This is a genomic window from Flavobacterium hauense, from assembly GCF_054457175.1.
This window is the reverse complement of sequence record NZ_JBTKVX010000012.1, coordinates 36223-63142: the sequence shown is the minus strand read 5'-3', so window position 1 is coordinate 63142 and position 26920 is coordinate 36223. Positions and strand designations below refer to the sequence as shown.

Annotated in this window: 24 protein-coding genes; 11 read left to right on the top strand and 13 right to left on the bottom strand. The window is 40.9% G+C overall.

Annotation, left to right across the window (positions count from 1 at the left end; all coding sequences use genetic code 11):
* Positions 1 to 33: 33 nt before the first annotated feature.
* The gene (guaA, locus tag ACX0HA_RS10445; RefSeq protein WP_458845226.1) at positions 34 to 1563 is read right to left on the bottom strand and encodes a glutamine-hydrolyzing GMP synthase; all 1530 of its coding nucleotides are present in this window, start codon (positions 1561 to 1563) and stop codon (positions 34 to 36) included.
* A 226-nt stretch (positions 1564 to 1789) separates the two neighbouring features.
* Here guaA and ACX0HA_RS10440 point away from each other — a divergent pair, with 226 nt between their 5' ends.
* Positions 1790 to 2197: a VOC family protein gene (locus ACX0HA_RS10440; protein ID WP_458845225.1), complete on the top strand. Its 408-nt coding sequence runs from the start codon at positions 1790 to 1792 to the stop codon at positions 2195 to 2197.
* On the opposite strand, the gene ACX0HA_RS10435 is transcribed toward ACX0HA_RS10440, so the two are convergent.
* Complete coding sequence (locus ACX0HA_RS10435; RefSeq protein WP_458845224.1) at positions 2194 to 3000, bottom strand: lysophospholipid acyltransferase family protein; 807 nt, start codon at positions 2998 to 3000, stop codon at positions 2194 to 2196. The genes ACX0HA_RS10440 and ACX0HA_RS10435 overlap by 4 nt on opposite strands.
* Positions 3001 to 3245: 245 nt before the next feature.
* On the opposite strand from ACX0HA_RS10435, the gene ACX0HA_RS10430 reads away from it, so the two are divergent.
* The 7 genes from ACX0HA_RS10430 (at position 3246) to ACX0HA_RS10400 (ending at position 9878) form a co-directional block, all read left to right on the top strand.
* On the top strand, positions 3246 to 4037 hold the full coding sequence (locus ACX0HA_RS10430) for a glycine-rich domain-containing protein (RefSeq protein ID WP_458845223.1): 792 nt from the start codon (positions 3246 to 3248) through the stop codon (positions 4035 to 4037).
* Positions 4038 to 4102: 65 nt separating this feature from the next.
* Positions 4103 to 4777 (top strand): DUF4919 domain-containing protein, encoded by a 675-nt coding sequence (locus tag ACX0HA_RS10425; protein ID WP_458845222.1) that lies wholly within the window; start codon positions 4103 to 4105, stop codon positions 4775 to 4777.
* Positions 4778 to 4841: 64 nt separating this feature from the next.
* Positions 4842 to 5273, top strand: a complete 432-nt coding sequence (locus ACX0HA_RS10420; protein ID WP_458845221.1) for a VOC family protein — start codon at positions 4842 to 4844, stop codon at positions 5271 to 5273.
* 145 nt (positions 5274 to 5418) lie between these two features.
* Positions 5419 to 7026, top strand: a complete 1608-nt coding sequence (locus ACX0HA_RS10415) for an ELWxxDGT repeat protein (protein WP_458845220.1) — start codon at positions 5419 to 5421, stop codon at positions 7024 to 7026.
* 132 nt (positions 7027 to 7158) lie between these two features.
* Positions 7159 to 8172, top strand: a complete 1014-nt coding sequence (locus ACX0HA_RS10410) for a DHH family phosphoesterase (protein ID WP_458845219.1) — start codon at positions 7159 to 7161, stop codon at positions 8170 to 8172.
* 4 nt (positions 8173 to 8176) lie between these two features.
* On the top strand, positions 8177 to 8737 hold the full coding sequence (gene gldI / locus ACX0HA_RS10405; RefSeq protein ID WP_458845218.1) for a gliding motility-associated peptidyl-prolyl isomerase GldI: 561 nt from the start codon (positions 8177 to 8179) through the stop codon (positions 8735 to 8737).
* 19 nt (positions 8738 to 8756) lie between these two features.
* Positions 8757 to 9878 carry a peptidylprolyl isomerase gene (locus ACX0HA_RS10400; RefSeq protein WP_458845217.1) on the top strand — a complete coding sequence of 374 codons (1122 nt, stop codon included), beginning with the start codon at positions 8757 to 8759 and terminating at the stop codon, positions 9876 to 9878.
* 108 nt (positions 9879 to 9986) lie between these two features.
* Here the strand turns inward: ACX0HA_RS10400 and ACX0HA_RS10395 are convergent, their stop codons facing one another.
* Positions 9987 to 10424 (bottom strand): hypothetical protein, encoded by a 438-nt coding sequence (locus tag ACX0HA_RS10395; protein ID WP_458845216.1) that lies wholly within the window; start codon positions 10422 to 10424, stop codon positions 9987 to 9989.
* A 177-nt stretch (positions 10425 to 10601) separates the two neighbouring features.
* On the opposite strand from ACX0HA_RS10395, the gene ACX0HA_RS10390 reads away from it, so the two are divergent.
* Complete coding sequence (locus ACX0HA_RS10390; RefSeq protein ID WP_458845215.1) at positions 10602 to 13256, top strand: T9SS type A sorting domain-containing protein; 2655 nt, start codon at positions 10602 to 10604, stop codon at positions 13254 to 13256.
* Positions 13257 to 13351: 95 nt separating this feature from the next.
* On the opposite strand, the gene ACX0HA_RS10385 is transcribed toward ACX0HA_RS10390, so the two are convergent.
* The 9 genes from ACX0HA_RS10385 to ACX0HA_RS10345 form a co-directional block, all read right to left on the bottom strand.
* Positions 13352 to 14125 (bottom strand): YqjF family protein, encoded by a 774-nt coding sequence (locus ACX0HA_RS10385; protein ID WP_458845214.1) that lies wholly within the window; start codon positions 14123 to 14125, stop codon positions 13352 to 13354.
* A gap of 192 nt (positions 14126 to 14317) precedes the next feature.
* Complete coding sequence (locus ACX0HA_RS10380; RefSeq protein WP_458845213.1) at positions 14318 to 15496, bottom strand: AIR synthase related protein; 1179 nt, start codon at positions 15494 to 15496, stop codon at positions 14318 to 14320.
* Positions 15497 to 16120: 624 nt separating this feature from the next.
* Positions 16121 to 17017, bottom strand: a complete 897-nt coding sequence (locus ACX0HA_RS10375) for an OmpA family protein (protein ID WP_458845212.1) — start codon at positions 17015 to 17017, stop codon at positions 16121 to 16123.
* Positions 17018 to 17095: 78 nt separating this feature from the next.
* A complete protein-coding gene (locus ACX0HA_RS10370; protein WP_458845211.1) occupies positions 17096 to 17857 on the bottom strand; it encodes an OmpA family protein in 762 nt (253 codons plus the stop codon).
* Positions 17858 to 17955: 98 nt separating this feature from the next.
* Complete coding sequence (locus tag ACX0HA_RS10365; protein ID WP_458845210.1) at positions 17956 to 18438, bottom strand: OmpA family protein; 483 nt, start codon at positions 18436 to 18438, stop codon at positions 17956 to 17958.
* A gap of 35 nt (positions 18439 to 18473) precedes the next feature.
* Positions 18474 to 19211 (bottom strand): OmpA family protein, encoded by a 738-nt coding sequence (locus ACX0HA_RS10360; RefSeq protein WP_458845209.1) that lies wholly within the window; start codon positions 19209 to 19211, stop codon positions 18474 to 18476.
* A gap of 145 nt (positions 19212 to 19356) precedes the next feature.
* Positions 19357 to 20112, bottom strand: a complete 756-nt coding sequence (locus ACX0HA_RS10355; protein WP_458845208.1) for an OmpA family protein — start codon at positions 20110 to 20112, stop codon at positions 19357 to 19359.
* Between the two features lies 1 nt (position 20113).
* Positions 20114 to 20881: an OmpA family protein gene (locus ACX0HA_RS10350; RefSeq protein ID WP_458845207.1), complete on the bottom strand. Its 768-nt coding sequence runs from the start codon at positions 20879 to 20881 to the stop codon at positions 20114 to 20116.
* Positions 20882 to 21033: 152 nt separating this feature from the next.
* Positions 21034 to 23223: a glutamine synthetase III family protein gene (locus ACX0HA_RS10345; protein ID WP_458845206.1), complete on the bottom strand. Its 2190-nt coding sequence runs from the start codon at positions 23221 to 23223 to the stop codon at positions 21034 to 21036.
* Between the two features lie 349 nt (positions 23224 to 23572).
* On the opposite strand from ACX0HA_RS10345, the gene ACX0HA_RS10340 reads away from it, so the two are divergent.
* Positions 23573 to 23833, top strand: a complete 261-nt coding sequence (locus tag ACX0HA_RS10340; protein ID WP_458845205.1) for a hypothetical protein — start codon at positions 23573 to 23575, stop codon at positions 23831 to 23833.
* A gap of 119 nt (positions 23834 to 23952) precedes the next feature.
* Positions 23953 to 26316, top strand: coding sequence for a glycosyltransferase (locus tag ACX0HA_RS10335; protein WP_458845204.1), 2364 nt, complete (start codon positions 23953 to 23955; stop codon positions 26314 to 26316).
* Between the two features lie 93 nt (positions 26317 to 26409).
* Here the strand turns inward: ACX0HA_RS10335 and ACX0HA_RS10330 are convergent, their stop codons facing one another.
* Positions 26410 to 26913 carry a hypothetical protein gene (locus tag ACX0HA_RS10330; RefSeq protein WP_458845203.1) on the bottom strand — a complete coding sequence of 168 codons (504 nt, stop codon included), beginning with the start codon at positions 26911 to 26913 and terminating at the stop codon, positions 26410 to 26412.
* Between the last annotated feature and the right edge of the window lie 7 nt (positions 26914 to 26920).

Below are 26920 nucleotides of genomic sequence, written 5' to 3'. Positions count from 1 at the left end.
GCACGGCTTCTCTATATATAGATCTGTAAAAGATTATTCCCACTCAATAGTGGCCGGTGGTTTAGAGCTAATGTCATAAACAACACGGTTAACACCTTTTACTTTATTGATGATCTCATTAGAAATTTTCATCAGGAACTCATAAGGTAAATGAACCCAGTCTGCCGTCATACCGTCGGTAGATTCTACAGCCCTAAGCGCAACTACTTTTTCGTAAGTACGCTCATCACCCATAACACCAACGCTATTTACCGGAAGAAGGATTGCTCCCGCCTGCCAAACTTTGTCATATAGTCCATGCTCTTTAAGTCCGTTGATAAATACCGCATCAACTTCCTGTAAGATACGTACTTTTTCAGGAGTGATATCACCAAGGATCCTGATAGAAAGACCAGGTCCCGGGAATGGGTGACGGCCAAGAAGCTCAGGGTCGATACCTAAAGTAGCACCTACTCTTCTCACTTCGTCTTTGAATAACATTCTTAATGGCTCTACCACCTGAAGCTTCATGAAGTCAGGAAGTCCACCCACATTGTGGTGCGATTTGATAGTAGCCGACGGACCTTTTACTGAAACAGACTCTATAACGTCAGGATAGATAGTACCCTGAGCAAGCCATTTAACATCATCAAGCATGTTTGCCTCATCGTCGAATACTTCGATGAATACACGCCCAATTGTTTTACGTTTTGTTTCAGGATCGTCGATACCTGCGAGCTGGGAAAGGAAACGGTCAGATGCATCAACACCTTTTACGTTAAGTCCCATGTCTTTATATTGATCAAGAACGCTTTCGAATTCGTTCTTTCTAAGTAATCCGTTGTTAACAAAAATACAGTAAAGGTTTTTACCGATAGCTTTGTTTAAAAGCACAGCAGCAACAGTAGAGTCAACTCCGCCTGAAAGACCAAGAACAACTTTATCATCGCCAATTTTACCTTTAAGCTCTGCTACGATGTCCTCTACGAATGACCCAGGTGTAAAGGTTTGTGGCACCTGAGCTATCTTCACAAGGAAGTTCTCAAGCATCTGCTTACCATCAGTAGAGTGGTATACCTCAGGGTGGTACTGTATTGCATACGTAGTTTCGCCTTCAATCTTGTAAGCTGCGTTTTCCACATCTTTAGTACTTGCTAGCACTACACCGCCAGTAGGCAGTTTTTTGATGGTATCGCTGTGACTCATCCATACCTGGCTGTTCTCAGAAACACCTTCCAGGAAAGGCTCACCTTCTTTGATAAAAGAAAGATTAGCACGTCCATACTCACGAATGTTAGATGGCGCTACCTCACCTCCGTTAAAATGCGCAAGGTACTGTGCACCATAACAAACAGCCAATAGAGGCAGCTTGCCGCGAATTTGAGAAAGGTCCGGGTGCGGAGCATCTTCAGCCCTTACAGAGAATGGGCTACCTGATAATATTACCGCTTTATAAGATGATAAATCAACCGGTGGGTTGTTGTAAGGGAAAATTTCGCAGAAGATATTTAACTCGCGAACCCTTCTCGCAATAAGCTGAGTGTATTGCGATCCGAAATCTAGAATAAGTACATTGTGTTGCATGCGCAAAAGTAATACTTATATGTGAAAATGAAAAATGAGATTTACGGTTTTTTAGATTGATTGATTTTTAAGCAATTAACTATAAAGTCCACAAGGTTTTACGCAAAGAACACTAAGCATTTCAAAGTTAATACTCTAAAAATTAAAAAATCAAAAACCTGCTGACACACTGTTGTCATACTTCCAAAATAATTTTGCCTCATTAATCACAAAATGAGACATTATTATGAACTTACGATCATTACGGATAATTACTGAAGACATTAAACACCTTGTAGATTTTTACGAAAAAGTTACAGGCCTTACTGCTACATGGCATACCGAAGATTTTGCAGAAATAGGCACTCCTTCTTCTAACCTTGCCATAGGCAGTACAAAAACACTGGCACTATTTGGAGAAAACATAGCCGAACCATCATCGAACAAAAGTGTAATTATTGAATTCCTCGTTAACAATGTGGACGACAGCTACGAGTTGGTTAAGAATACTACCGAAGATATTCTTCAACAGCCGATAACTATGCCGTGGGGCAACCGTTCTACATTGTTCCGCGACCCAGACGGGAACCTCATCAACTTCTTTGCTCCTGTAACTCCGGAGGCCGTGAAAAGATTCGGTACTTCTAATTATTAACCCTTCAGAGCGTAAACTTTCTTCCTTAAATTCTTCAATAAAAAAAGTGACGGGTCCTTTCCTTCAATCTCACTCGCTACTATGGGTTTCCCAATGGTTATTTTTAAAACATGCCCTTTTTTATTGAAGAGTTCTGAAATCAGTTTCGAAGTTTGCAGCATCGGATGCACCGATTTCAGTAAACTGAAAAAAATACCATTATTGCCGTGAAAGTATATGGGCAGGATTGGCACACCCGCTTTAGCTATGATTTTACCAACGACAGGATGCCACTCCTTATCAGTGATCGAATTTGTCCTTAAGTCATAGGATGACACTTCGCCTGCAGGAAAAATGGCTACAGGAATTCCGTCTTTCAAGGTTTTGAACGTTGTTTTCAATCCGCTGATGCTCGACGAATTTTGTACGTTTTCAAATGGGTTTACCCCAATAATGCATTTTTCAAGGTTAGGGATTTTCTTCAGCAAAAAATTCCCCATATATAATGTATCAGGACGCACCCGTGCAATTGTACTTAATAGTGCCAACGATTCGATGCCTCCGTAAGGATGATTAGCAACGGCTATAAATGCACCATCAGCGGGGATATTCTGTAAGTCAGAAGCATTAACCTGAACCTTCACGCCTATTGCTTCTAAAACATGGCTCGAAAACGCAGCACCCTCAAGATTACCCGCCTCTTTTACAATAGTATTTAAATTATCGATCTTCATCTTCTTCATCAGATAAGAAGACAGGCCGGGGATGGGAATTTTAGAAAGTCCGGCAATTTCAGAAAATTTTTCTTCGGAGATCAGTGTCATGGTTTTGTTATTGAGAGTTCATATCTGTATTAACGACGTAAATTGCTACATAAAGCGTACTACCGCATCAGTGAATTCTCTACTCCGATTGCTAACAAATATAGCCCGATTTAATTACGATAACCGATTTATTATGTAAACGTTAGATTATCATTTAAGGATGTTAAAAATCTGTAACAAGCAGGCCAATAAATGAACTGAAAAACTAGCCTATTGGCTTTTGTTTAGAGTACCTTTAAATAAAAATGACACAAACTGAAACACCGCTTTGGAACAAGCTAAAAAGCTTCCAACTTGATGAAACCGATGTCAGATTAACCTTCTCACAGCGGCTTGCCCGCGAGAACGGCTGGAACAGGGAGTACACGCTCAGGGTTATTGAAGAGTACAAAAAATTCCTCTTCCTGTGCTGTACCTCTCCTACTCCGGTAACACCCAGCGACCCGGTAGACCAGGCATGGCATCTGCACCTTACCTACACCAAATCGTACTGGAACGACCTCTGCAAAAACACCCTCGAAAGAGAGATTCATCACAACCCAACTAAAGGCGGCAGAGAAGAACAGCAAAAGTTCAACACCCTCTACACCGGACTGCACGAAATTTACCTTGAAAAATTTGTCACCGTGCCTCCACCCGACATCTGGCACGATAATAAGACCCGGTTTAGCGAAATTAATTTCCAAAGGGTTAACCTGAGTCGCTACTGGCTCGTAAAGAAACCTAAACTAAATCCACCCGGATTAGCAATACAGTTCATTGGCATAGCCATAAGCACCCTGTTGATACAGGCGTCGGGTGAAGGATTCATACTGGTACTCTTTGCTATTGGAGCCATCATTGCCTTTGCAAACCGGAACAACAATAACGGCAAGGGAGGAAACAGCGGCACAGATGGTGATGGTATCGGCAGTTTTTCCTGCACATCTTCAGAAGGGCATAGCGGATGTTCATCTCATCATGACAACAGCGGGTGCTCATCCGATGGATGCTCGAGCGGGTGCAGCGGTTGCGGTGGTGGCTGCGGCGGAGATTAATTTAACAATCCGCATTTCCTGAATTAGGTTTTTTACTTACCTTTAGGTTTCCTAATTCAATAAAGATGAAACCTCTTTTTTCATTGCTTTTCCTGCTTTTCTCTACAACGGCTTTCTGCCAGACAGAAGAATTCACAAAACCAGACTATAAACAAATAGAAAAAAATGTAGGCGACAAAAAATCGCCTCTTTACTTCAATTCTCTGTACGAGCGCTATAAAAAAGCCGACAGCACCATGACCATTGAAGAAAAAAGACATTTATATTACGGCTATTCCTTCCAGAAAAACTACTCCCCATACAGCATTTCCGATTCACAGGAAGAGCTTAACGAAATACTCAGAAGCCAAAAGTCAGACAAAAAGACACTGGAGAAACTCATTAAAATCTCCAATAAGGTTTTGGAAGATTTCCCTTTTAGCATCCGTATAAAAGAATACCGTGTATATGCCTTTAAGGAACTGGGCAAATACAAAGAGTCCCGAACAGAAGAAATTCAGGCAAGCATCATTATCGATGCCATACTGAGCACCGGCGATGGCACAACTCAGGAAAACAGCTTTTTCGTGATAAATACCACAAACGAATACGAAATCCTTGATATCCTGGGCTTTCGCTTTGGCGGAGAACAAAAGCTCATAGAACACCAATATGATTATCTTACTTTAGCCGAAAACTCTTATGAGCTCAAAGGCTTTTATTTTGATGTAACAAGGCTGTTTGAGAGTTTTAAATTATAATGTAACAATTGCCAATATCAATATCGGACGTCCGACTTCTCACAAACAAAAACAAATAACAATTATGCCACAAGTTAATCCTTATATTACTTTTTCGGGTACATGCGAAGAAGCATTCAATTTTTACAAATCCGTTTTTGGGGGCGAGTTCCAATATATCGGGCGCTTCAGCGAAATGCCAGACGGTGACAAAATTCCGGAAGGAGAAAAAAATTACATCATGCACGTGTCATTGCCTATCAGTAAAGAGACGATCCTTATGGGCAGCGATGCATTAGATTCTTTTGGACATGTGATGACTACAGGGAATAATATCTCGATCTCAATTAATGCTGAAAGCGAAGAAGAAGCTACCCGCCTTTTCAACGGACTGTCTGCAGGCGGCAGGATTACCATGCCACTTGAGAAAACATTCTGGGGCGCATTCTTTGGTATGTTTACCGATAAGTTTGGCATCAACTGGATGGTAAACCATGATACTGCTCCTAAAGAATAATACAACTATTCTAAACCCATACTTCTTTATAAAATAGCGTAATTTTTGACATCGTAGTAACTTGATTCACGGTAAAATATCCCTATTTAAAGGTATTTTTTCATAGTATTATTCTCAATACCTTTATACCATAAACCCAATCATTATGACATCAAAAACTACGCTATTTTATGCTGTTTGTTTATTTTTAGGGATAAACGCATCTGCACAGCAACTGGTTAAAGACATTGACCCATCAAATTCAAGCAGTCCTACATGGCTTACACCTTGTAATGGCAATCTGTTTTTTTCGGCTTCGGCAGGAACAAGCGGAACAGAATTATGGAAAAGCGACGGTACAGCAGAAGGAACCGTGATGCTGAAAGATATTTACACCGGTAACAATTTTGGATCTAACCCAAGTTCCCTTACCGATGTAAATGGTACTTTATTTTTTAGTGCTACTGATGCCACTTATGGAAAAGAACTATGGAAAAGCGATGGTACTGCAGCAGGCACAGTTATGGTAAAAGAAATTCGTGCGGACCAATATGATTCTTATCCTAAGAATTTCATAAGCTTTAACGGCGCTTTATTTTTCACCGCCAATGATGGAGTTCATGGCTGGGAATTATGGAAAAGCGACGGAACAGCTGCCGGAACAGTTATGGTAAAAGATATCTACGATCTATCTTCAGATGCTGACCCCAATTCGCTCACAATCGCAAACGGAACGTTATATTTTTTCGCAAAAGGCGATGAACTATGGAAAAGCGATGGTACAACCAGCGGCACTGTGCTAATTAAAAACATACATCCAGGTTCGAACCCTGTACGATTTTTAACTAACGTAGAAGGCAAATTGTTTTTTAGTGGTGGTCAGGGAGGCAGTTCTACTGATAATCAGCTGTGGACAAGTGATGGTACAGAAGGAGGAACTGTGATGCTAAAAGATTTTGGTGGAACAGTTACTGATGGTATGATCGAGAATTTAAATGCAATGAATGGCCATCTATATTTCACAGCAAATGATGGTGTAAGCGGCAAAGAATTATGGAAGAGTGACGGCACCGCTGCGGGTACTGTAATAGTTAAAGATATAAATCCGGGAGCTGCAAGCTCTTACTTTAGCAATTTTGTAGCCATAAATAACATATTGTATTTTTCAGCTTATGACGGAGTTCAAAATGAATTATGGAAAAGCAACAGTACAGCTGCCGGAACTGTTATGGTAAAAAACCTTACACCGGATGGTTCATCTACAGTAAGTGACTTATTTAATTTTAACAATACCCTCTATTTTAGAGGAAATAATGGTGATACCGATAAGATATGGAAAAGTGATGGAACAGATGCAGGCACAACAGTAGCGTGGGAAACTCCATTATATGGCATAAGAACGCTAACCGGCGGAGGGGAAAGTCCTAATGTAGCAATTGTAGACAATACCTGGTATTTTGCTTCAGTTTCAGGTAGTGGTATTGGCAGGGAACTTTATAAATTTAGTGGTGCAACTGCAGGCTTAGACAGTGTCGAAAAAACTTCAGCGATAAAAGCCTATCCTAATCCTACAACCGGAATTATCACTGTTGACTTTGATGAATTGACAGAAGCAGATTTAACACTTTACAATACTACTGGACAATTGCTCTATACCAAAAAAATAAAAAAAGGTGAAAACATAGACATATCTCATTTGTCAAACGGAATATATTACCTGAATTTTAAATCCGGGAATACTAGTTCTACAAGAAAAATAATACTGAACAGGTAATAACTATAATTAGTTTTGTTTATATTTATAGTAAACATATCTACTCCGTAAGGCATCTGGCTTTACGGAGTTTTGTTTATTAAGCAGTTGTTAATAGTTTTACTATAGGAGAAAAAAATGTAAATTCGCATCATGATGAAACCCGAAGATATTGATGGCGTGAAGCAACTGTTGGCTTCACCAAAAAAAATTGCAATCATCCCTCACCGCAACCCCGATGGCGATGCCATGGGATCTACACTGGGATTATACCATTTCCTTAAACTGAAAGGCCACGACCCAGTAGTGATAACTCCTAACGAATTTCCTGATTTTCTGGCATGGTTGCCATCGTCAGATACCGTTAGAGTATTTGAAAAGGAAACCGAAACAGTTACCAAAATCCTTGAAGCTTCGGATATTGTTTTTACGCTTGACTTTAACGTACTAAGCCGTACGGGCGATCAAATGGGTGCTGCCCTTGAAAAACTGGATACTACCTTCATAATGATAGACCACCATCAGAAACCCGGGGATTACGCACTGTACACGTTCTCTGACACTTCATTTGGCTCTACCTGCGAAATGGTATATCATTTTATTGTTGGTATGGGCGAAAAATCGCTTATCGATAAAACCATCGCAACCTGCCTTTACACAGGTATTGTAACCGACTCAGGATCTTTCCGTTATCCTTCTACAACAGGCACTACACATAGAGTAGTTGCAGATTTCATAGACCTTGGAATAGACAATACTGCCATACACAGCTTGCTGTTTGACAATCACTCGCACAATAGGATATTAATTTTGGCAAGGGCTTTGCAGAACATGAAAGTGTTGCCTGCCTATAAAACCTCATATACCTCCCTGAGCCAGGACGAACTAAACAGCTTTGGCCATAGTAAAGGAGACACAGAGGGCATCGTAAATTATGGCCTTGGAATGAAAGATATCGTGTTTACTGCATTCTTTACCGAAAATAAAGATGAGGGCATCATAAAAATATCGTTCCGCTCCAAAGGCGATTTTGATGTTAACCAGTATGCCCGTGAGCATTTTAGCGGTGGCGGCCACATAAATGCTGCCGGTGGAAAATCTACCGAAAGTTTAGAGGCTACCATACAAAAATTTATTGCTACTTTAGCACACACGAAAATTGACTGATACAATGAAGAAGATATTTATAGTACCGTTTATGCTTCTGGGGATTATGATAACTTCCTGCTCACAACAGCAGGCAAGGAGGCCTGTTTCCCACTCATCGGGTACATTCATGAAAGAATCTGTAGAGAGGAACAAAAAGCTGGTTGCCAATGAAGAATCGGAGATAGACTCTATCATCAAAAGCAATCCGGAGATAAAATACATTGCGTCTGACAAAGGGTACTGGTACCATTATGATATGGAAGTCACTACAGACAGCATACGCCCAAAACGTGGCGATGTTGCCTTTTTTGATTATGAGATAAAAGACCTTAAAGGAAACGTAATATATACAAAGGCAGAATTAAAGCCGCAGGTGTATTATGTAGACAAGCAAAATATAATGATGGGATTGCGTGATGGCATCAAACTTATGAACGAAGGCGAAAAAGTTACCTTTTTATTCCCTTCACACATGGGATATGGCTATCATGGCGATAATAACAGAATTGGCACTAACCAGCCGCTTATATGTACCGTTACCCTTAACGACATTAAGCCTGAGGGCCAGATAAAAGAGAATTAATCTAATATAAATGAAACCAATGACAAGTTTTTTTGTAAGCCTCGTGGCTTTATTTTTTTCATGTAACACTACCCCTACAGCTTCACCAGCACCTGTAAAACTGGGTGATGGCCTTTATGCCGAAATCGAAACTAATAAAGGAAAGATTGTTTTACAGCTGGAGTATCAGAAAACCCCACTTACTGTTGCTAACTTTGTGGCACTTGCCGAAGGACAACAGGATTTTGTAAGTGCTGAGTACAAAGGCAAAAAGTTTTATGACGGACTTAAATGGCACCGTGTAATTAAAGATTTCATGATTCAGGGTGGCGATCCTAAAGGTGATGGTTCAGGTGGACCGGGCTATAAATTTGCCGACGAAACGACTCCTGATCTTAAACACGACAAACCGGGTATCCTTTCTATGGCAAATGCAGGAAAAGGTACTAACGGCAGCCAGTTTTTCATCACTCACGTTCCTACCCCGCACCTTGACGGGCTTCACACAGTTTTCGGACATGTGGTAGAAGGACAGGATGTTGTAAACGCTATCGAGCAAAACGACCAGATCATATCTGTAAAGATAATCCGTAATGGTAAAGATGCTAAAAGCTTTAATGCTCCAAAAGTATTTAAAGAATACTACGAAAAAATAGCAGCACAACAGAAAAAAGAAGCAGATGCCATCGCTAAAACAAAAGCAGATAAAGTAGCTTACTTTGCTGACATCAAAAAAAGCGCTACAAAAACGGCTTCAGGACTGCAATATATGATCACTAAAAAGGGTTCAGGTAAAAAACCGGCTGACGGTTCACAGGTATTCCTTTCTTACTCGGGTTTCCTTGATAATGGGACTGCAACACTATTTGATTCAAGCCTGGTTCCTGTAGCTAAGGCTTTCGGTAACTATATCCCTCAAAAAGATGCTGCCGGAGCTTATTCACCTATTCCTTTCACAATCGGTACTAAAACAGGCCTTATCGCAGGTTTTATTGAAGGTGTAGAAGCAATGTCTCTTGGTGACAAAATTTTGGTATTCATTCCGGGCCACATTGGTTATGGAGAAAGAGGTAACCCACGTGCTGGCATCGGGCCTAACGCGGACCTTATATTCGAACTTGAAATGACAGAAACGCCTCCGGCTCCGGCTGCAGGAAAATAATTCTGTTTCGATATAAAACAAAAAGGGATTCCAATATGGAATCCCTTTTTTATTGTTGTCATTTTAATTATAACAGACGTAGCACCGCTATGTCGCTATAAAAAACATTTAAGCCTTAAATTTCCAGTCGAACTCATCATCTTTATTGATTGTCGCTCCAAGCTCAATTTTAATAACCGTATCAAATTCAGTCTGGAAGATAACCCAGTTGGCTTCGTTAAATTGATTGTCAACAGTATCAAACGTTTCAAGTTCAAAATCTTTAAGGCCATTTGCTTTTGCAGCAGCCTCAATAGATTTCCATGATTCCCCTATCACTTTTGAGCCAAAGATCTCAGCCGAGGGATGCGAAATGATAAGGTACCCCAATTTGAATTCTTCATCCTGGTAAAAGGTAAGCCTTATTTTTTTGTCGTTATACAGGTAAATGATATTGTCGTCATCATCTTTAAATTGCTTTGAAGGAGTACCATAAAGATCCTTTACATCCTTCTCTTTCATTCCGAAAAGCAATTTATCAACACCCGATTTTAAGTTTATTTTCATATTTAGGTGGTAAATTTTTGTTAACACAAAAGTAGTCAATTTTGTGTGAAGCTATACTATCACTATCCTTTTTAAGCATCAGCAATTACGTTAAGATATATTTAACTCACTCATTAAAAATCCATTAAGGGTCTTACATCGTAGCTTTATAATAACAATTAACACCAATTATATATTATGGAAAGAACTTTTACCTATCTAAAAATGATTACGGGATTGTGTTTGCTGTTTACCTTTTCGGCGAGCGCCCAAATTACCGTAACTAATGCTAACAATGCCGGAGCTGGTTCGTTCAGGCAGGCAGTACTTGATGTAGCCGCCGATGGTGCAATACTTTTTGACGCATCACTGGACGGAACTACAATTACACTTTTAACCGAAGTAACTATTGACAAAAACATTGTAATTAATGGTAATGGCAACGAAAACACCATTATCAGCGGTAACGGTACAACAAGAGTACTGCTTATTACTACAGGCAATGTTATAATAAACAACATGACCGTGACGAATGGCTCAACACTTGATAGTGGCGGAGCCGTTTCTATTTCCGGAGGTACCACAATGATGAATAATTGTACAATTTCTGATAGCCAGGCCATGGGTATGCTTGCAACACAAGGCGGTGGCGGTATTTATGTAACCAATGGCTCCCTTACGCTAAATGTATCTACCGTGACTAACAACTCAGCTATGGGAACATCCGGTAGCGGCGGTGGTATATTGGTTGGTACAGGAGGGTCGCTTACAGTGAATGGCTCTACCATTGCTGAAAACATGGCCAACAGAGCCGGTGGTGGTATTGAGGTTAATGCAGCTTCTGCTGTAAGTATTTCGCTTAACGACACTACTCTTGACGAGAATATGGCGGGTTCTAATCCGGGTAACGGAGGCGGACTTCATATTACAGGAGCAAGCAACGCTACAATTACAGGTGGTATCGTAAGTAATAACAACGCAACATCTGAAGGCGGCGGACTTTGGAATGGTTCAGGAACCATGACTATTGAAGGCACTATCATTTCAAACAATACCGCAAGCGGTGCAGCTGCCGATCAGGGTGGTGGCGGAATCTACAACCTTAGCGGTATGCTGAACATAAATTCTGAAACTGAGATTACTGGCAATACTGCAAATGGAACAGCCGGTAGCGGTGGTGGTATACTTAACGATGTGGGCGGCAAGCTTACAATAAACGGCGCAGAAATAACACTAAATGTATCTAACCGTGCCGGTGGTGGTATAGAAGATAACTCAGGAGCTACAGGTTTTGTTACCATGACTGATGTTACTCTTAATTCTAACACAACAAACAACTCACCCGGTAATGGCGGAGGACTTCATGTAACTGGTGCAGGAACAGTATCTATTTCCGGCGGAACAGTAAGTGATAATGAAGCCGGTGCTGAAGGTGGCGGACTTTGGAATGGCACAGGAACTATGACTATTGAAGGTACCGTAATCAGCAACAATACTGCAAGTGGTGCAGGTGCCGATCAGGGTGGTGGCGGAATCTACAACCTTAGCGGTATGCTGAACATCAGCGGAGATACAACGATTTCAGGCAATACTGCCAACGGAGCAGCCGGTAGTGGTGGTGGTATACTTAACGACGTAGGCGGTAAAGTAACTATTGAAGATACTGAAATTACAGCCAACATAGCTACACGTGCCGGTGGTGGTGTAGAAGACAATGGCCTTGCAGCAGGTTTTGTAACCATGAACAACGTAACCCTTACATTGAACAACGCTGGTTCTTCTCCCGGTAATGGTGGTGGTGTGCACATGACAGGACTAGGTAATGTAACACTTACCAACAGCATTGTAAGCGGTAACACTGCTGTACAGGGTGGCGGACTTTGGAATGGTACAGGTTCAATGGCAATTGCAGGTGTGCATTTAATGGCTAATACAGCAACAGGATTAAACGTTACCGACGGTGGCGGAGGCATCTATAACAATGGCGGTACGCTTAACGTAAGCACTTCTACCCTTTCGGCCAATACAGCAACAGGATTGCTTGGACAAGGTGGCGGAATACACGTTAAAGGTGGTACAGCAGTAGTAACTACTTCTACACTATCAGGCAATACATCACTTACTAACGGTGGAGGTATATACAATAATGGTACGCTTACACTGAATGCCAATACACTTACCTTAAATGGTTCATTAGTAAACGGCGGTGGTATTGCCAATGAAGGCACTAATACTATCAATATAAAAAACACACTTGTAACAGGCAATACTGCATTAATTGGAGCTGACCTGTTTGGTAACGATGGTACAATAACATCAGGAGGATTCAACCTTGTTGCAATTGTAGACGGTGAAGCTTTTGTAGAAACTGAAGACGATATTATAGGTAGCATTTCGTTGCCAATAGAAATATCACTTTCTGCTTTGACAGAAATCGAAGACGGAACACCTGTACACATACTAAGCTGCCCAAGCCCGGCTGCTAATCAGGGTGACCCAACAGATACTTTTGCTGACCAGAATGGTTTTGCAGTATTTGGTGATATTCGTGACATTGGTGCCTACGAAGCACAGGAAGACTGTACTACTGCCGGTGTTGAAGAATTTGCAATAAACAGGAGCATTGTATACCCTAACCCTTCAAACGGGGTATTCAATGTAGCCCTGGCATCTAACTATAGTAGCGCAGTAAACATTTCAATTTATGAGATTGCTACAGGCAAACTGGTTAAAGAAGTAAAAGCTGATGTTATGAATATAGAGATAGGCATGACCGGTATTGCGACAGGTACCTATGTTATGCAAATCGTTTCAGACAATACATCTGAAACACATAAACTCGTGGTAAATTAGTGATAATAAGGATTGATTTGGTTGTAAGAGCCCTTCGCAATGCGAAGGGCTTTTTTCATATAAATCCTATGTCAGAAAACTGCCACAGCAATTTACTACACTTCGGACATCAGACTTCCGACAACTAATTCACTCTTTATCTTCCTCCCCTGCTTCACGACAATTTCAGAGCCTTCAGCCAGGTAAACCGATACCGGTTTGAGATTTTGCATAAACGCAAACTCCGGCTCGTAAGTCTTTTCAAAATTGACCCTTAGGGCGTGATCTTTTATCGGATATACCTGCCAGCGCGGATGTACCACCTCATATTCAGATGTAAGCGTATCGCTTATCTTAGTATATCCCCAAAAATGTTCGGTAATGAATTCTTCTTCACTGCCTTCGGCAATATCTACAGGTTCTTTTTCAGAAGTCGTCCTGATAACATTCCATCTGCCGTCTTTCTTCCAGCCATATTTTACGGTAAGGGAATCATCACCTTCTATCCAGGCATGACTCGTAGTCAGCGTTTCATAATTCTCCTTATACAGTGCGTTCGCGACCAGCGTCAGCGATGGCATGGGCACTATCTCCTTAATGAAAACAACACCACGCTTGTAGCCCTCTGTATCTTTATACTTAACATAAAAACGCAGGTTGATCTCCTCAAAATTTACGTGGAAAGGAATTCGCATCTTTAGCATCTTCGTTTCCTGAAACATAAAACCAACAAGGCTCACATAGCAGGTATCGTTCCAAAGGTCGAGTTCCGTTTCGAAAGGAAGGTACGGTTTCAGCACTTCGGGATCGACCGCATAGTTCATCATGATCAGCTTGCGCCACTGGGCGTCAAGAAAGGTTCTTTTTTTAATTGGGATGGATTGTTGCATAAGCCTAAGATAGGAAAAAACTTAATCCTTTAGACTTGAGGGAAATAAATTTTAATCATAAACCACGCGAATCAGTGTCATCCGCGTTCAATATTTATTAGAGATTTCTCCACTACGCTGCGCTTCGGTCGAAATGACAGAAAACAAAAAATCCACCCGAAAGTGGATTCCGTATAAACTCAAATATGAATCTTAGTAGTTAAAAGTACCGTACTCACTGGTAATGGTAAGCTCTTTTTTATCCGAAGCCTCTACCCTTCCTACTATCTGCGCATCTACATTGAATGATTTAGAGATAGCGATAATATCCTGTGCTATGTTCTCAGGAACATACACCTCCATACGGTGACCACAATTGAATACCTGGTACATTTCTTTCCAGTCGGTACCTGAGTTCTCCTGGATAAGCTTAAATAGCGGGGGCACAGGGAACAGGTTATCTTTTATCACGTGAACGTTGTCTACAAAGTGAAGCACTTTAGTTTGTGCACCACCAGAGCAATGAACCATTCCGTGTATTTCGTTTGGAGAGTATTTCTCCAGTATCTTCTTGATGATAGGCGCGTATGTACGCGTTGGCGAAAGTACCAGTTTACCTGCATCGATAGGGCTACCTTCAACCGCATCGGTAAGTTTGGTTTTTCCTGAGTAAACAAGCTCAGCAGGAACTGCTGCATCGTAGCTTTCAGGATATGCTTTTGCAAGATAGTTATCAAACACATCGTGACGTGCAGACGTCAGTCCGTTACTGCCCATACCGCCATTGTATCCTTTTTCATAAGACGCTTCGCCATACGACGCAAGGCCTACGATAACATCACCCGGCTGAATATTCGCATTATCAATAACATCAGAACGTTTCATGCGTGCGGTAACGGTAGAGTCAACGATAATGGTACGCACAAGGTCGCCCACATCGGCAGTTTCACCACCGGTAGAGCGGATGGTAACGCCAAATGATTTCAGTTCGTCGATAAGCTCTTCAGTACCGTTGATGATAGCCGAAAGCACCTCACCCGGAATAACATTTTTGTTACGCCCGATAGTTGATGACAGCATTATGTTATCCACCGCACCTACACAAAGTAGGTCGTCAATGTTCATGATAAGCGCATCCTGAGCAATGCCTTTCCATACAGAGATATCGCCTGTTTCTTTCCAGTACATATAGGCAAGGGATGATTTTGTCCCTGCACCATCGGCATGCATTATAAGGCAGTAATCCTCATCACCTGTAAGGTAATCAGGTACGATCTTACAGAAAGCCTTAGGAAATAGACCTTTATCAATGTTTTTAATGGCGTTGTGCACGTCTTCCTTAGAGGCCGAAACACCCCTCTGGCTGTAACGTTTGCTGTTATCAGAACTCATGGATATGGGTTTGTAATTAAGGCGCAAAGATAGGGTTAATGTAGTAATTATACAATGTAACGATTATTTAATGTAGCAATGTGATAATTACTTTTTTTTGCTTCCTGACCTAATCGGTAACGATTGGTATTCATAAACACGACCATATCACGACCATTGTTATACCCATCATCACGAGCAGTAACAAAGACATGAGTTTTACTAGTCTTCTATTAGTTTTATACTACTTTCCAAAACTATCACGACCTATATAAATATTATATATAAAGATATACTATAAACATCCCTTAAAAAGATATCATTATAAAACTATAAATATCTAAAGTTATAAAAGCAAGGAGAGAGATTTTTTGAGTTTGATTCTCTTCCTTCCTCTCTTCTCTTTTGGGAGGTTTAGTTAGAATGGAAAAAGGTGCACTCTTGTACAGGCACACCCAAGGCCGCTGCGTTTTGTCATTTCGACGATAGGAGGCACGAGGCTTTAGCCGACTGGCAGAGCAAATCTCTTCTATTCCAAAAGAGATTCTTCGACTACGCTGCGCTGCGCTCAGAATGACAGAACCTTGCTGTAAGTTATCAGTGAAGTTTACCAACAACTGGCAACCATCAACCGACCCCTAAAAACTAATTATTCTCCACGATAAGTACCTCAACCCTGCGATTGGCTTCGCGTTCTTCGGGAGATTTTTCAGGGATGGGGTACATCGGCTGGCTTACGCCGAAACCTTCAAACGAAAGGCGGCTTTTCTCGATGCCGTTAATGTTCAGGAACTTCATTACTGCTTTTGCCCTTTCACGGGAAAGATTGTTACGGTCGGCTTTCATGCAGCACACGTGCCCTTCAAGCTTTATTTTCAGTCCCGGATTAAGCTTCATAGTCTCTAAAAGTTCAAATAACTTAGGCCTTGAATCAGCCATGACGCCAAAGGTGTTTTCATGAAAATTAAGATTGTCAATACGTAGTTTTTCGCCTGCCCTGGCTTCTCCTAGCTTTTTCATAAACTCAACATCAAGTTTCAGTTCTTCTTCCTTACCTCCCGGCCCCATTACCTTTACGGTTGACGGATATACTACAGGTCCTTTCTTTACAGTCGGTTTAGGTGCCGTTTCCGTAATACCGAGTATCTCGTTCTCACGGGCAAGGTCTTTTTGCAGCAGGTAATAAATGGTCACCTTACGGTTCTCAGCTTTTACCGGCGATTGTTTGTGCAGCTTCCCGAAGCTTCTTGTCTTGAAGTCCTCACGGATTTTTACTTTGTCTTTGATAAGCGCAAAAACATGGCTTACCCTGCGCTGCGCAAGGGTGTCATTCATGCCAATGGTTCCGTCCTCATCGGTATAGCCATTTATGGCAAGTATTTTGGATGTTTTATTGGCGGCAAGCCAGCTTTCCAGTCTTTTGTCTTCGCCATTTTTAAGTTCATATTTGTTGGTATCAAAATACAATGAGAACTGCTCCTGTGCTTTTGCAGCAATACTAAAGAACAAAGAGAATATAAGAACTGTAAACAGCTTTTTCATGAGAGTGGGTTTGTTTAGATAACGAAAATAGGTAATTATTTATTATTAGTGAAGCTTACTGCAAACTGCGACTGAACACTAGTTTGCTATAATCTCAATCTCTACACGGCGGTTGGCTTCGGCTTCAACGGCATTATGTTCCGGGATGGGATATAGCGGCCGTGTTGCGCCAAAGCTTTGGTAAGTCACGCGGCTTTTATCTATACCTGCATTAACCAAGTAAGTATAAACAGTTTTAGCCCTTAGCAGTCCCAGTTTTTTAGGATCATCGTCATTACAGCAGATGTGTCCCTGTATGTCGATTTTCAGATTAGGATTTGCTTCCATAATTGCCACCAGATTATTGAGCATTGTTGAAGAACCCGGCAATGCCCTGCCCGAATTCATTTCAAAGGCCAACTTGCTTAAAGGTATCTTACTGCCCACTTTTGCCTTTTTTATTTGCTTTGCCAACGGATTTGCTTTGGGTTTCGTTTTTTCAAAATAGATGACCACTTTACGATTTTCTGCTTCACTTTGATCTTTGCCTATTTCGCCTAAACCTTGTATCACAGTTTTTTCATCGAGAGTAACACCATTCTTTTCTAATAAGTCCCTAATAAAATTTGCCCTTCGTACCGATAAGCTATCATTCGCGCCATTCTTGCCAACACCGTCGGCAAAGCCCTGTATCTTTACCACATTAACCGACTTATGCCAGTCCATCCAGCTTTGAAGTTCCTGCCTGTACATTTTGTTCAGCGTGTCTTTACCGGTCTCAAAATATACCGCATATTTTTCCTGGGCATTAACCCTCACCATCAGGAATAAAGTAAAGATGAATAGGAAATATTTTTGCATTAATTCGATTATATTACTTGTAAAACACACCCCTAACCCCTCTCAAGAGGGGAACAGCCTCACTCTTGCTCTAAAAGCAGATAACTGTAAACTTACAATTAATTAGAGATTACCTCAATCTCTACCCTGCGATTGGCTCTGCGCTGCATCTCACTTCTTTCGGGAACAGGGTAAATAGGCCGTGATGCACCATAATCTTTAAACGTTAGTCGATCATTTTCGATCTCGTTAAGCAGCAGATAAATCCATACAACACGTGCCCGCTCTTCAGACACTTCATTATGCATATCTGTTACGCAGCAGATATGTCCCTGAATTTGTATTTTTAATCTAGGATTGTCCTGCATGATTTTAAGAAGTTTTTCCAGTGAGGGTTTTGATTCTTTTAGAAGTTCTGCCGTGCCTCCTTTAAAATTCAGGTTATCAAGCAAAATCCTGTCGCCTCTCTTCAGGCTCTTTTTACCTTCAATCGTAAGGTTGCTCAGTTCATATCGTTGCGCTATCGAATCCATTTCGGCCTCAATCTGTGCAAAAACCGAAATGCATGATGTCAGAAACACAAATAGTAAATATTTTTTCATGGGCAAATTGGTACATTCTCACATTAAGCAATCCTTTAATTAGCTACGATCTCAATCTCTACACGTCGATTGGCAATACGTTCTTCTTCTGTTTTTTCGGGTAGAGCATAAATAGGCCTTGTACTCCCAAAGCTGGTATATGAAAGCCTGTTCTTGTTGATACCTTTACCTATTAAGAACTTATAAACCGTTATGGCTCGCTTTTCTGATATTTTTGCTGTGGTTTCGGTCATGCAGCATACGTGGCCCTGAATCTGTATCTTAAGTTTAGGATTCGCTTTCATGATCTTAAGAAGTTCGTCCAACACCGGTTTCGAAGAATCCAGCACGACATCAGAATTCATGTGGAAATTTACATTATCAAGCCGTATCTTATCACCTACTTTGGCAATGCTTACCTGTTTAGCCAGATCATTTGAAAAGTAGATTACGACTTTCCTGTCGCGCGCATTGTTTGCCGCAGTGGACTCGCTTTCGCCAAAACCTTTCTCTTCGGCAGACTCAACGTTTATATTAGCTGCTTTCAGCTGTTCAAGAACATATTTTACCCGTTTTTCAGATAAGTCCTGATTGTAGGCCTCACCACCCTGCTGGTCGGTATAGCCATAAATTTTCAGGATTTTTGCATCGGGATTTTTAGATATCCAGACTGACAGCTTTTCTCCCGAAGGATCATTCGTTTCGGCAATATCCAAATTAAAATAAACGGTAAATTTCTCCTGGGCATTCGCCGAAAGGCAGAAGAATAAAAGTAGTAGTAAAGTTGGTTTCATAAATTTAATGTAGTAATTTTTAATGTAACGATGTAGCAATGACACACCCCTGGCCCCTCTCAAGAGGGGAACATCTTCACTCAAACTTGTGCTACGCTTATACCTATGAGTGAAGCTGCTGCAAACTGCGACTGAACACTGAATACTAATTCTCTAAAATCTCAATCTCAACACGGCGGTTCTGTATCATCTGGATGTTATTCTGTAATGGCCTGTGTCCGCCATAGCCTTTGGTCGTTACTCTGCTTTTGTCGATGCCATTATTGGTAAGGTACAGGAATATCTCTTCTGCCCTTCTCCCCGAAAGATTATCAACATCTTCAACCTCACAACAAATATGCCCCTGAATCTCAATCTTAAGTTTGGGATTCGCCAGCATAACATTCAGCAATTCTTCAAGGGCATTCTTTGATTCTTTCAATACATAAGTAGTACCTCCTCTGAAATACACATTTTTAAGCCTGATGATGTCGCCCACTTTAGCATTGCTGAGCTGTTGGGTAAGTTCGGATCCTAAGGGTTTTGGTGTAGCATATCCGGCTTTAAAGTAGGTTATTTCAACCTTACGATCGGAAGGACTGTTGTAACCTGCCGCCTGATTTTCTCCGAATGCATTTTTTACAGCATACTCAAGATTGATATTCTGACTTTTAAGCAATCCCATTACATAAGAAGCCCTCTTTTTAGATAGTTCCAGATTAAAATCAGCATTTCCTGTCTTATCGGTATAGCCGTCTACTGTTTCGATCGCAATGTCGCGGTTGACTGCAATCCATTCTTGTAGTTTTTGAACCGAGGCTGCTGTAGCTTCGGCACCGCCGGTATCAAAATAGACCGTGAATTTTTCCTGGGCATTCGCCGAAAGGCAGGACAGGCAAAACATAAATAGTAGTTTCTTCATATTATATTTCAATAATTTCTATTTCCACTCTTCTGTTTACTACGCGTTCTTCTTCGTTTTTTTCCGGTAATGGATAAACTGGCCTAGTGCTGCCAAAACCATTGTGCGACAATCTACCGTCATCAATACCCTTATCTACAAGATATTCATATACTAACTTTGCCCTCCTGTGAGACAATCTTTCTTCGTTCTCCACCTGACAGCATACATGGCCCTGAATTTCAACCTTTAGTGATGGACGATTTCTAAGTACAGTAAGCAAGTCGTTAAGCACTGGCACAGATGAGGGAAGCAATGTAGTAGAATTTTCGTAAAAATTCATGTTATCCAGTCGTATCCTGTCACCTTTTTTTGCTTTGCTTACTTTCATATCCAGCTCGCTTTGTTTAACGGCAGGCTGTATCTGTGGACTTGCATACTGAATAACAACCTTACGGTCTTTAGGATTATTGTTTGCTGTAGATTTACTTTCTCCAAAACCTTTCTCTTCAGCACCTCCCAGGCTTATGTTCGCAATCTTTAATTGTTCATATATATAGCCGGCACGCCTTTCCGACAAATCCTGATTATATGCGGGATCTCCCGTTTTATCGGCATAACCGTATATCTTTTGTATAATGGCCTTGGGATTATTTACTATCCATTTTGATAAATTTTGAGTTGAAGCATCATTCGCTTCTGCTATATCAAAATCAAAATAAACAGTAAATTTTTCCTGGGCATTCGCCGAAAGGCAAAACAGGCAAAATAAAAGTAGAAGTTGCTTCATATAGTAGGTTGTAGGTTTTTTAATATAACGGAAGCTAAGATAGTTTTATTTTAACATATCGATCATTCAATGTAACAATTCCTCACTCATACAAAAAAGCCCCCCTTGCTTTCGCAAGAGGGGCTTTAAACTCAAATAAGATATATGAAATATTATCGTGTAAACAATAATTCCCTGTATTTTGCAAGTGTCCATATTTCATCGTCCACAAGAAGCTCAAGCTTGTCAGCGTGTTCCCTGATAGTATCAAAGTATGGTTTTACTGTATCGCAGTAAGCGTGAGCCATTTCTTCAGCGCTTGTAAGTGCGTTAGCTTTTTTACGAGCTTCGGTCATTGCTTCAACCTGAGAGTTGATTTCGGCGATGTGGCCTGAAATTTCCCTGATAAGAACAATTTGCTCTTTACCTACAGTCTCGAACTCGCTTCCAAAGATCTCTTTAAGACCTTTTACGTTTTCGATAAGTATGTTTTGGTAACGGATAGCCGTTGGCACTACGTGATTTCTTGCGATATCGCCAAGAACACGGCCTTCAATCTGGATTTTTTTAGTGTACTCCTCAAGCTCGATCTCGTAACGTGCTTCAGCTTCAACATGGTTCATTACACCAAGACCTGCAAAAAGATCAAGAGATTGTTTAGATACTTTAGCTTTAAGTGCTGCCGGTGTAGTCTTAAAGTTACTCAGGCCACGTTTAGCAGCTTCCTGCTCCCATGCATCGCTATAACCGTCACCTTCAAAAAGGATAGCTTTGGTTTCTTTGATATACTCTCTAAGTACATTAAAGATAGCATCGTCTTTCTTCATGTCTTTCTCTTCGATAAGTGCATCTACTGAAGCTTTAAAGTCTTTCAGCTGCTTAGCAACGATAGAGTTAACGATAGTCATCGCGTTAGCACAGTTAGCGCTTGAACCTACAGCACGGAACTCAAATTTGTTACCTGTAAAGGCAAACGGAGAAGTTCTGTTTCTGTCTGTATTATCAAGAAGAACGTCCGGAAGCTTACCTACAACATTAAGTTTAAGGTCGGTTTTCTCTTCAGGAGAAAGTTTTCCTGCAGATACGCCTTCAAGCTCTTCAAGAACTTTAGTCAATTGCTGACCGATAAATACTGATATGATTGCAGGAGGAGCCTCGTTAGCACCCAGCCTGTGGTCGTTTGTCGCTGTGGCGATAGAAGCCCTCATTAGTTCTTCGTGAGTATAAACCGCTTTGATAGTGTTTATGAAGAACGTAAGAAATTGCAGGTTGCTCATTGGCGTTTTGCCAGGCCCAAGAAGGTTAACTCCTGTATCTGTAGCAAGTGACCAGTTGTTGTGCTTACCAGAACCGTTTACACCTTTAAATGGCTTCTCGTGGAAAAGCACTTTAAAGTCATGACGCTCTGCAACTTTCTGCATGATATCCATTAGCAGTGAGTTATGGTCAACCGCAAGGTTTGTCTCTTCAAATATTGGAGCAAGCTCAAACTGGTTAGGCGCTACCTCATTATGGCGCGTCTTAACCGGTATACCAAGTAGCATACATTCGTTTTCAAGATCACGCATATAGTTAAGGGCACGTGTAGGAATAGATCCAAAATAGTGGTCTTCTAACTGCTGGCCTTTAGCCGAAGTGTGTCCAAGTAGCGTACGTCCTGTTAGTGTGATGTCAGGCCTTGAGTTAGCAAGGGCAGCATCAACAAGGAAATATTCCTGCTCCCATCCTAGGGTTGCAGTTACTTTCTTAACGTTTTTATCAAAATAACGGCAAACATCTGTTGCAGCTTCGTCAATTGCGTTAAGCGCTCTTAATAGAGGTGTTTTATAATCTAATGCCTCACCTGTGTATGAAATAAATACAGTAGGGATACATAGTGTAGTACCATAAATGAATGCAGGCGATGTAGGATCCCATGCTGTATATCCGCGAGCTTCAAATGTATTACGGATACCACCGTTAGGGAAAGATGATGCATCCGGCTCTTGCTGTACCAATTGGCTTCCGCCGAATTTTTCAACCGGGTCGCTTCCATCGTATGATGTTTCAAAGAAAGCATCGTGCTTCTCTGCAGTTGTACCTGTTAGCGGCTGGAACCAGTGAGTGTAGTGAGTTACACCTTTAGAAAGAGCCCACTCTTTCATACCCATCGCTACATAATCAGCAATCTTCCTGTCGATTTTTGTTCCATGCTGCATTGCATTTCTAACTGCCTGATAAGCATCAGGAGTAAGGAACTGGCGCATTGCCTTGTCATTGAACACATTACTACCAAAAATGATTGACTTTCTGTCCAGCTCTTCTACTTTTACCGGCTTGCGGTTCGCTGTTTGCTGTAGTGCCTGAAAACGAAATGTTGACATGAAACTTAATTTTAAATGTTAATGATGAATTAAATTCTGCGCAAATGTACAAAAAAATGTTTTAAATTTTAAAGACCCCTATTTTTTTAGGGGTTGAAAATTAAATATTTTGCCGAATATGTATTAACACCCCTGTTTTCAAAAGCAAAGGTTATTTTTATTACATTTACCGTAGCTACTTTTCAAAAATTGCATTATTTTCAATAAACGCCCTTTAACAGTTAACAAAAATCTAAAATCCCCAAAGCTTTGTTAATTGAGTTAAATAAATCCTAAGCATATTGCCTTCAAAATGAGGATTATATAATTTAGTAAAAGATAATTCTTAGACCTAAAAACATAATCCAAAATGAAAAACAAGAAACTTATACTAGGTATCGCTGCAGGAGCAGCAATACTGGCAGGGGCAGCAGTAGTAATTGCACGCAGAAGAGCTAAAAGAAACCACCAGCTTGACATTCAGGATGCCAAAGACCACTTTAGAGGCAAACTAAACGAATTGCAACGCAAAGCACAGAAAGAATACAGAAACGCAGGTGATGATGTCAAAGAAGCCGTGAACACAGCTAAAGACAGAGCGAATGAATGGGTTAACAATATAAAAGGTTAATCTACCAACACATCTGCTTACCATCAAAAAACCGGCTCTCCTTATATGACCGGTTTTTTCAATACTTATAATGAAATTGACTTAATGAAGACCAAAACTACTAAATACCTTAATGCGCCATGAAAATAAGAAAGAATGCCGGAAAAAAATTCCAGCCTTATAACAGCCTGATAGAACAGCTTGCCTCACAGGCAATAGAAGCCGAAAGAACCGAACTGCCCGAGATTTTAGTAATAACTACTTTTCCTCCGAGGCAATGCGGTATTGCGACCTATTCCCAGGATCTTATAAAAGCGCTTAATGATCATTATGTAGATTCGTTTTCTATCAAAGTGTGCGCACTGGAGAACAAAAATGAAAAACACACCTATACAGACCCATCAGTAAAATATATTCTTGATGTATCTGAACCGGAATCATATAACCAGCTGGCACAAGCCATAAACGAAGACGACAATATTAAAGTAGTGCTTATGCAGCACGAGTTTGGACTGGTAAACGAAAGCGTAACCAACTTCAACTTTTTTATTAATGATATTCAAAAACCATTGGCTATTGTATTCCACACCGTGCTTCCGGGCCCTAATGATGAGTTAAGAGCTAATGTTCAACATATACTTGACCGTGCCGACTCTTTAATAGTAATGACCAATAACGCTGCCGATATACTGGTGCGCGATTATATCGTTAACCGTGAAAAAATAACCGTGATTCCTCACGGAACCCACCTGGTAGCCCATACCGATAAGAACGAACTGAAGCGCAAATACGGATTTGAAGGCAGGACTGTGCTTTCTACTTTCGGACTGCTTAGTGCCGGTAAAAGCATTGAGACCTCTCTTGATGCCCTGCCAGCAGTAGTAAAAAACACCCCTGATGCACTTTTCCTTATCATAGGCAAAACACACCCTACTGTAGCCCTTAACGAAGGTGAAGTATATCGTGATTCGCTTATCGCAAAGATTGCAGCACTGGGTATTGAGGAGAATGTGAAATTCATCAATAAATATGTAGACCTTGACGAGCTGTTGGAATACCTTCAGCTGACAGACATTTACCTGTTCACATCAAAAGATCCAAATCAGGCGGTGAGCGGTACATTCTCGTATGCACTTAGCTGTGGCTGTCCTATCATCTCCACCCCCATTCCTCACGCCAAAGAGGTACTGGCCGGAGAAACAGGCATTACCTTTGACTTTGGAAATTCAGAACAGCTTGCTAATGCCATCAATACCTTATTATCTGATGAAGAATTAAGAAGAACAATGGTGCTTAACGGCCTGCACAAAATAATACATACCGCATGGGAAAATTCTGCGGTGAACCATGCTAAACTCCTTGCCCAGATGGGTGCTATCAAATTGCAGTACCGTAATCCTGCTGTTAATTTGAGCCATATCAAAGAAATGACCACCGATTTTGGCATGCTGCAGTTCAGCAAATTAAACAGGCCTGATTTTGAATCGGGATACACCATAGACGATAATGCAAGAGCCATGATTGCCATGGGGCAATATTACAAGAGATACAAAGACCCTTCTGTCTTAAAATACATCAGCATTTACCTTAACTATATTGAGTTCTGCCAGTTTGAAGACGGCAGGTTCATCAATTATGTAGACGTTAACAAAAAGATAACAGCCCAAAACAATAACGAAAATCTTGAAGACAGCTCTGGCCGTGCCATGTGGGCTTTAGGATACATCGTGTCGCTGGGTAACATCCTGCCCTTAGAAATTTCGGCTAAAGCAGCCTCTATCTTTCAGAAATCATTGTCGCTCACCAAGAACATCTACTCTACAAGAGCAATGGCATTTGTGATAAAAGGCCTCTACTATTACAACCGCAGGGTTAAAGATGCAGACACCATCATATACATAAAACTGTTTGCTGATCGTATGGTACAAATGTATCGTCACGAATCCGATGCAGAATGGAAATGGTTTGAAGGCTATCTTACTTATGCCAACAGTGTGCTCCCTGAAGCGTTGCTCCTTTGCTATGCTATTACCAATGATCAAAATTATAAAGACATCGCCAAAGAAGCCTTTGACTTCCTGTTATCACAAACATTTGACGATCAATCCATCAGGATCATTTCTAACAGGAGCTGGCTGAAACGAGGTGGTAAAAGGGAAAACTTTGGTGAACAGCCTATAGATGTTGCTTACACTATACTGGCGCTGCGTAAATTCCATGATATATTTAAAGAGGAAGAGTACCTTAATAAAATGGAAATCGCATTTAACTGGTTCCTGGGTAACAACCACCTTCAGCAAATTATTTATAATCCGTGTACAGGAGGATGTTTTGACGGGCTCGAAGAACATAATGTAAACCTAAACCAGGGTGCCGAAAGTACTGTAAGTTATTTAATGGCGAGGCTTACCATTACCAAATACTTTGGTAACGCCGATACCGTTTATTTCAGGAGAAAGCAAAGGGCTGCTAAAATAGCGGCTTTGCGCACAATTAATTTTTAGGAAATAACCACACCTTGATGTGTCCCCAAATAGAGAGGCCCCGCAATTGCGGGGCCTCTTGAGTTATATAGCAGAGCGATTGAGAAAAAACTCTTATTTAAGCGATTGAATCTCGATTTCTTTAGAACCGTTATTTGCTTTAAGGGCACTCATTACAACATCATAATTTTTAGAATCTAAGTTTTGCGCTACGTAGCCAGGAACAAGTACAATCCTGAAAACCTGATTAAGCGAAAAATCCTGTCTCAGCATAGGATCAAAGGTAGTATCAAGATAAAGTACCACCTCATCCTGCGAAAAATCAAAATTATAATTCAGTTGTCCCTCAGTCAGGTTATAAGTAGTTGGGATAGGTTCCCAAATATCATTACCTAACTGATTTGCTCCAGCTAGCCTGTATACTAAAACAACATCTGAAGAAAAAATCTTTGGACTAAGTGGTACTAATGCCTGAAAGTTACCACTGGCAATAAAATTCACATTATTTACTTCAAACACTTCAGGGAAGGTATCATTATCCGGTCTGTCATCGTCATTGCTACAACTGGCCAAGCCAAAAACGCTCACAATGCTTAATAGTAAAAATATCTTTTTCATGATTTAA

Bases quoted from the DNA above. Each gene is read 5' to 3' on its own strand.
- guaA (WP_458845226.1), bottom strand. From the start codon at position 1,563: ATGCAACACAATGTACTTATTCTAGATTTCGGATCGCAATACACTCAG.
- ACX0HA_RS10440 (WP_458845225.1), top strand. From the start codon at position 1,790: ATGAACTTACGATCATTACGGATAATTACTGAAGACATTAAACACCTT.
- ACX0HA_RS10435 (WP_458845224.1), bottom strand. From the start codon at position 3,000: ATGACACTGATCTCCGAAGAAAAATTTTCTGAAATTGCCGGACTTTCT.
- ACX0HA_RS10430 (WP_458845223.1), top strand. From the start codon at position 3,246: ATGACACAAACTGAAACACCGCTTTGGAACAAGCTAAAAAGCTTCCAA.
- ACX0HA_RS10425 (WP_458845222.1), top strand. From the start codon at position 4,103: ATGAAACCTCTTTTTTCATTGCTTTTCCTGCTTTTCTCTACAACGGCT.
- ACX0HA_RS10420 (WP_458845221.1), top strand. From the start codon at position 4,842: ATGCCACAAGTTAATCCTTATATTACTTTTTCGGGTACATGCGAAGAA.
- ACX0HA_RS10415 (WP_458845220.1), top strand. From the start codon at position 5,419: ATGACATCAAAAACTACGCTATTTTATGCTGTTTGTTTATTTTTAGGG.
- ACX0HA_RS10410 (WP_458845219.1), top strand. From the start codon at position 7,159: ATGATGAAACCCGAAGATATTGATGGCGTGAAGCAACTGTTGGCTTCA.
- gldI (WP_458845218.1), top strand. From the start codon at position 8,177: ATGAAGAAGATATTTATAGTACCGTTTATGCTTCTGGGGATTATGATA.
- ACX0HA_RS10400 (WP_458845217.1), top strand. From the start codon at position 8,757: ATGACAAGTTTTTTTGTAAGCCTCGTGGCTTTATTTTTTTCATGTAAC.
- ACX0HA_RS10395 (WP_458845216.1), bottom strand. From the start codon at position 10,424: ATGAAAATAAACTTAAAATCGGGTGTTGATAAATTGCTTTTCGGAATG.
- ACX0HA_RS10390 (WP_458845215.1), top strand. From the start codon at position 10,602: ATGGAAAGAACTTTTACCTATCTAAAAATGATTACGGGATTGTGTTTG.
- ACX0HA_RS10385 (WP_458845214.1), bottom strand. From the start codon at position 14,125: ATGCAACAATCCATCCCAATTAAAAAAAGAACCTTTCTTGACGCCCAG.
- ACX0HA_RS10380 (WP_458845213.1), bottom strand. From the start codon at position 15,496: ATGAGTTCTGATAACAGCAAACGTTACAGCCAGAGGGGTGTTTCGGCC.
- ACX0HA_RS10375 (WP_458845212.1), bottom strand. From the start codon at position 17,017: ATGAAAAAGCTGTTTACAGTTCTTATATTCTCTTTGTTCTTTAGTATT.
- ACX0HA_RS10370 (WP_458845211.1), bottom strand. From the start codon at position 17,857: ATGCAAAAATATTTCCTATTCATCTTTACTTTATTCCTGATGGTGAGG.
- ACX0HA_RS10365 (WP_458845210.1), bottom strand. From the start codon at position 18,438: ATGAAAAAATATTTACTATTTGTGTTTCTGACATCATGCATTTCGGTT.
- ACX0HA_RS10360 (WP_458845209.1), bottom strand. From the start codon at position 19,211: ATGAAACCAACTTTACTACTACTTTTATTCTTCTGCCTTTCGGCGAAT.
- ACX0HA_RS10355 (WP_458845208.1), bottom strand. From the start codon at position 20,112: ATGAAGAAACTACTATTTATGTTTTGCCTGTCCTGCCTTTCGGCGAAT.
- ACX0HA_RS10350 (WP_458845207.1), bottom strand. From the start codon at position 20,881: ATGAAGCAACTTCTACTTTTATTTTGCCTGTTTTGCCTTTCGGCGAAT.
- ACX0HA_RS10345 (WP_458845206.1), bottom strand. From the start codon at position 23,223: ATGTCAACATTTCGTTTTCAGGCACTACAGCAAACAGCGAACCGCAAG.
- ACX0HA_RS10340 (WP_458845205.1), top strand. From the start codon at position 23,573: ATGAAAAACAAGAAACTTATACTAGGTATCGCTGCAGGAGCAGCAATA.
- ACX0HA_RS10335 (WP_458845204.1), top strand. From the start codon at position 23,953: ATGAAAATAAGAAAGAATGCCGGAAAAAAATTCCAGCCTTATAACAGC.
- ACX0HA_RS10330 (WP_458845203.1), bottom strand. From the start codon at position 26,913: ATGAAAAAGATATTTTTACTATTAAGCATTGTGAGCGTTTTTGGCTTG.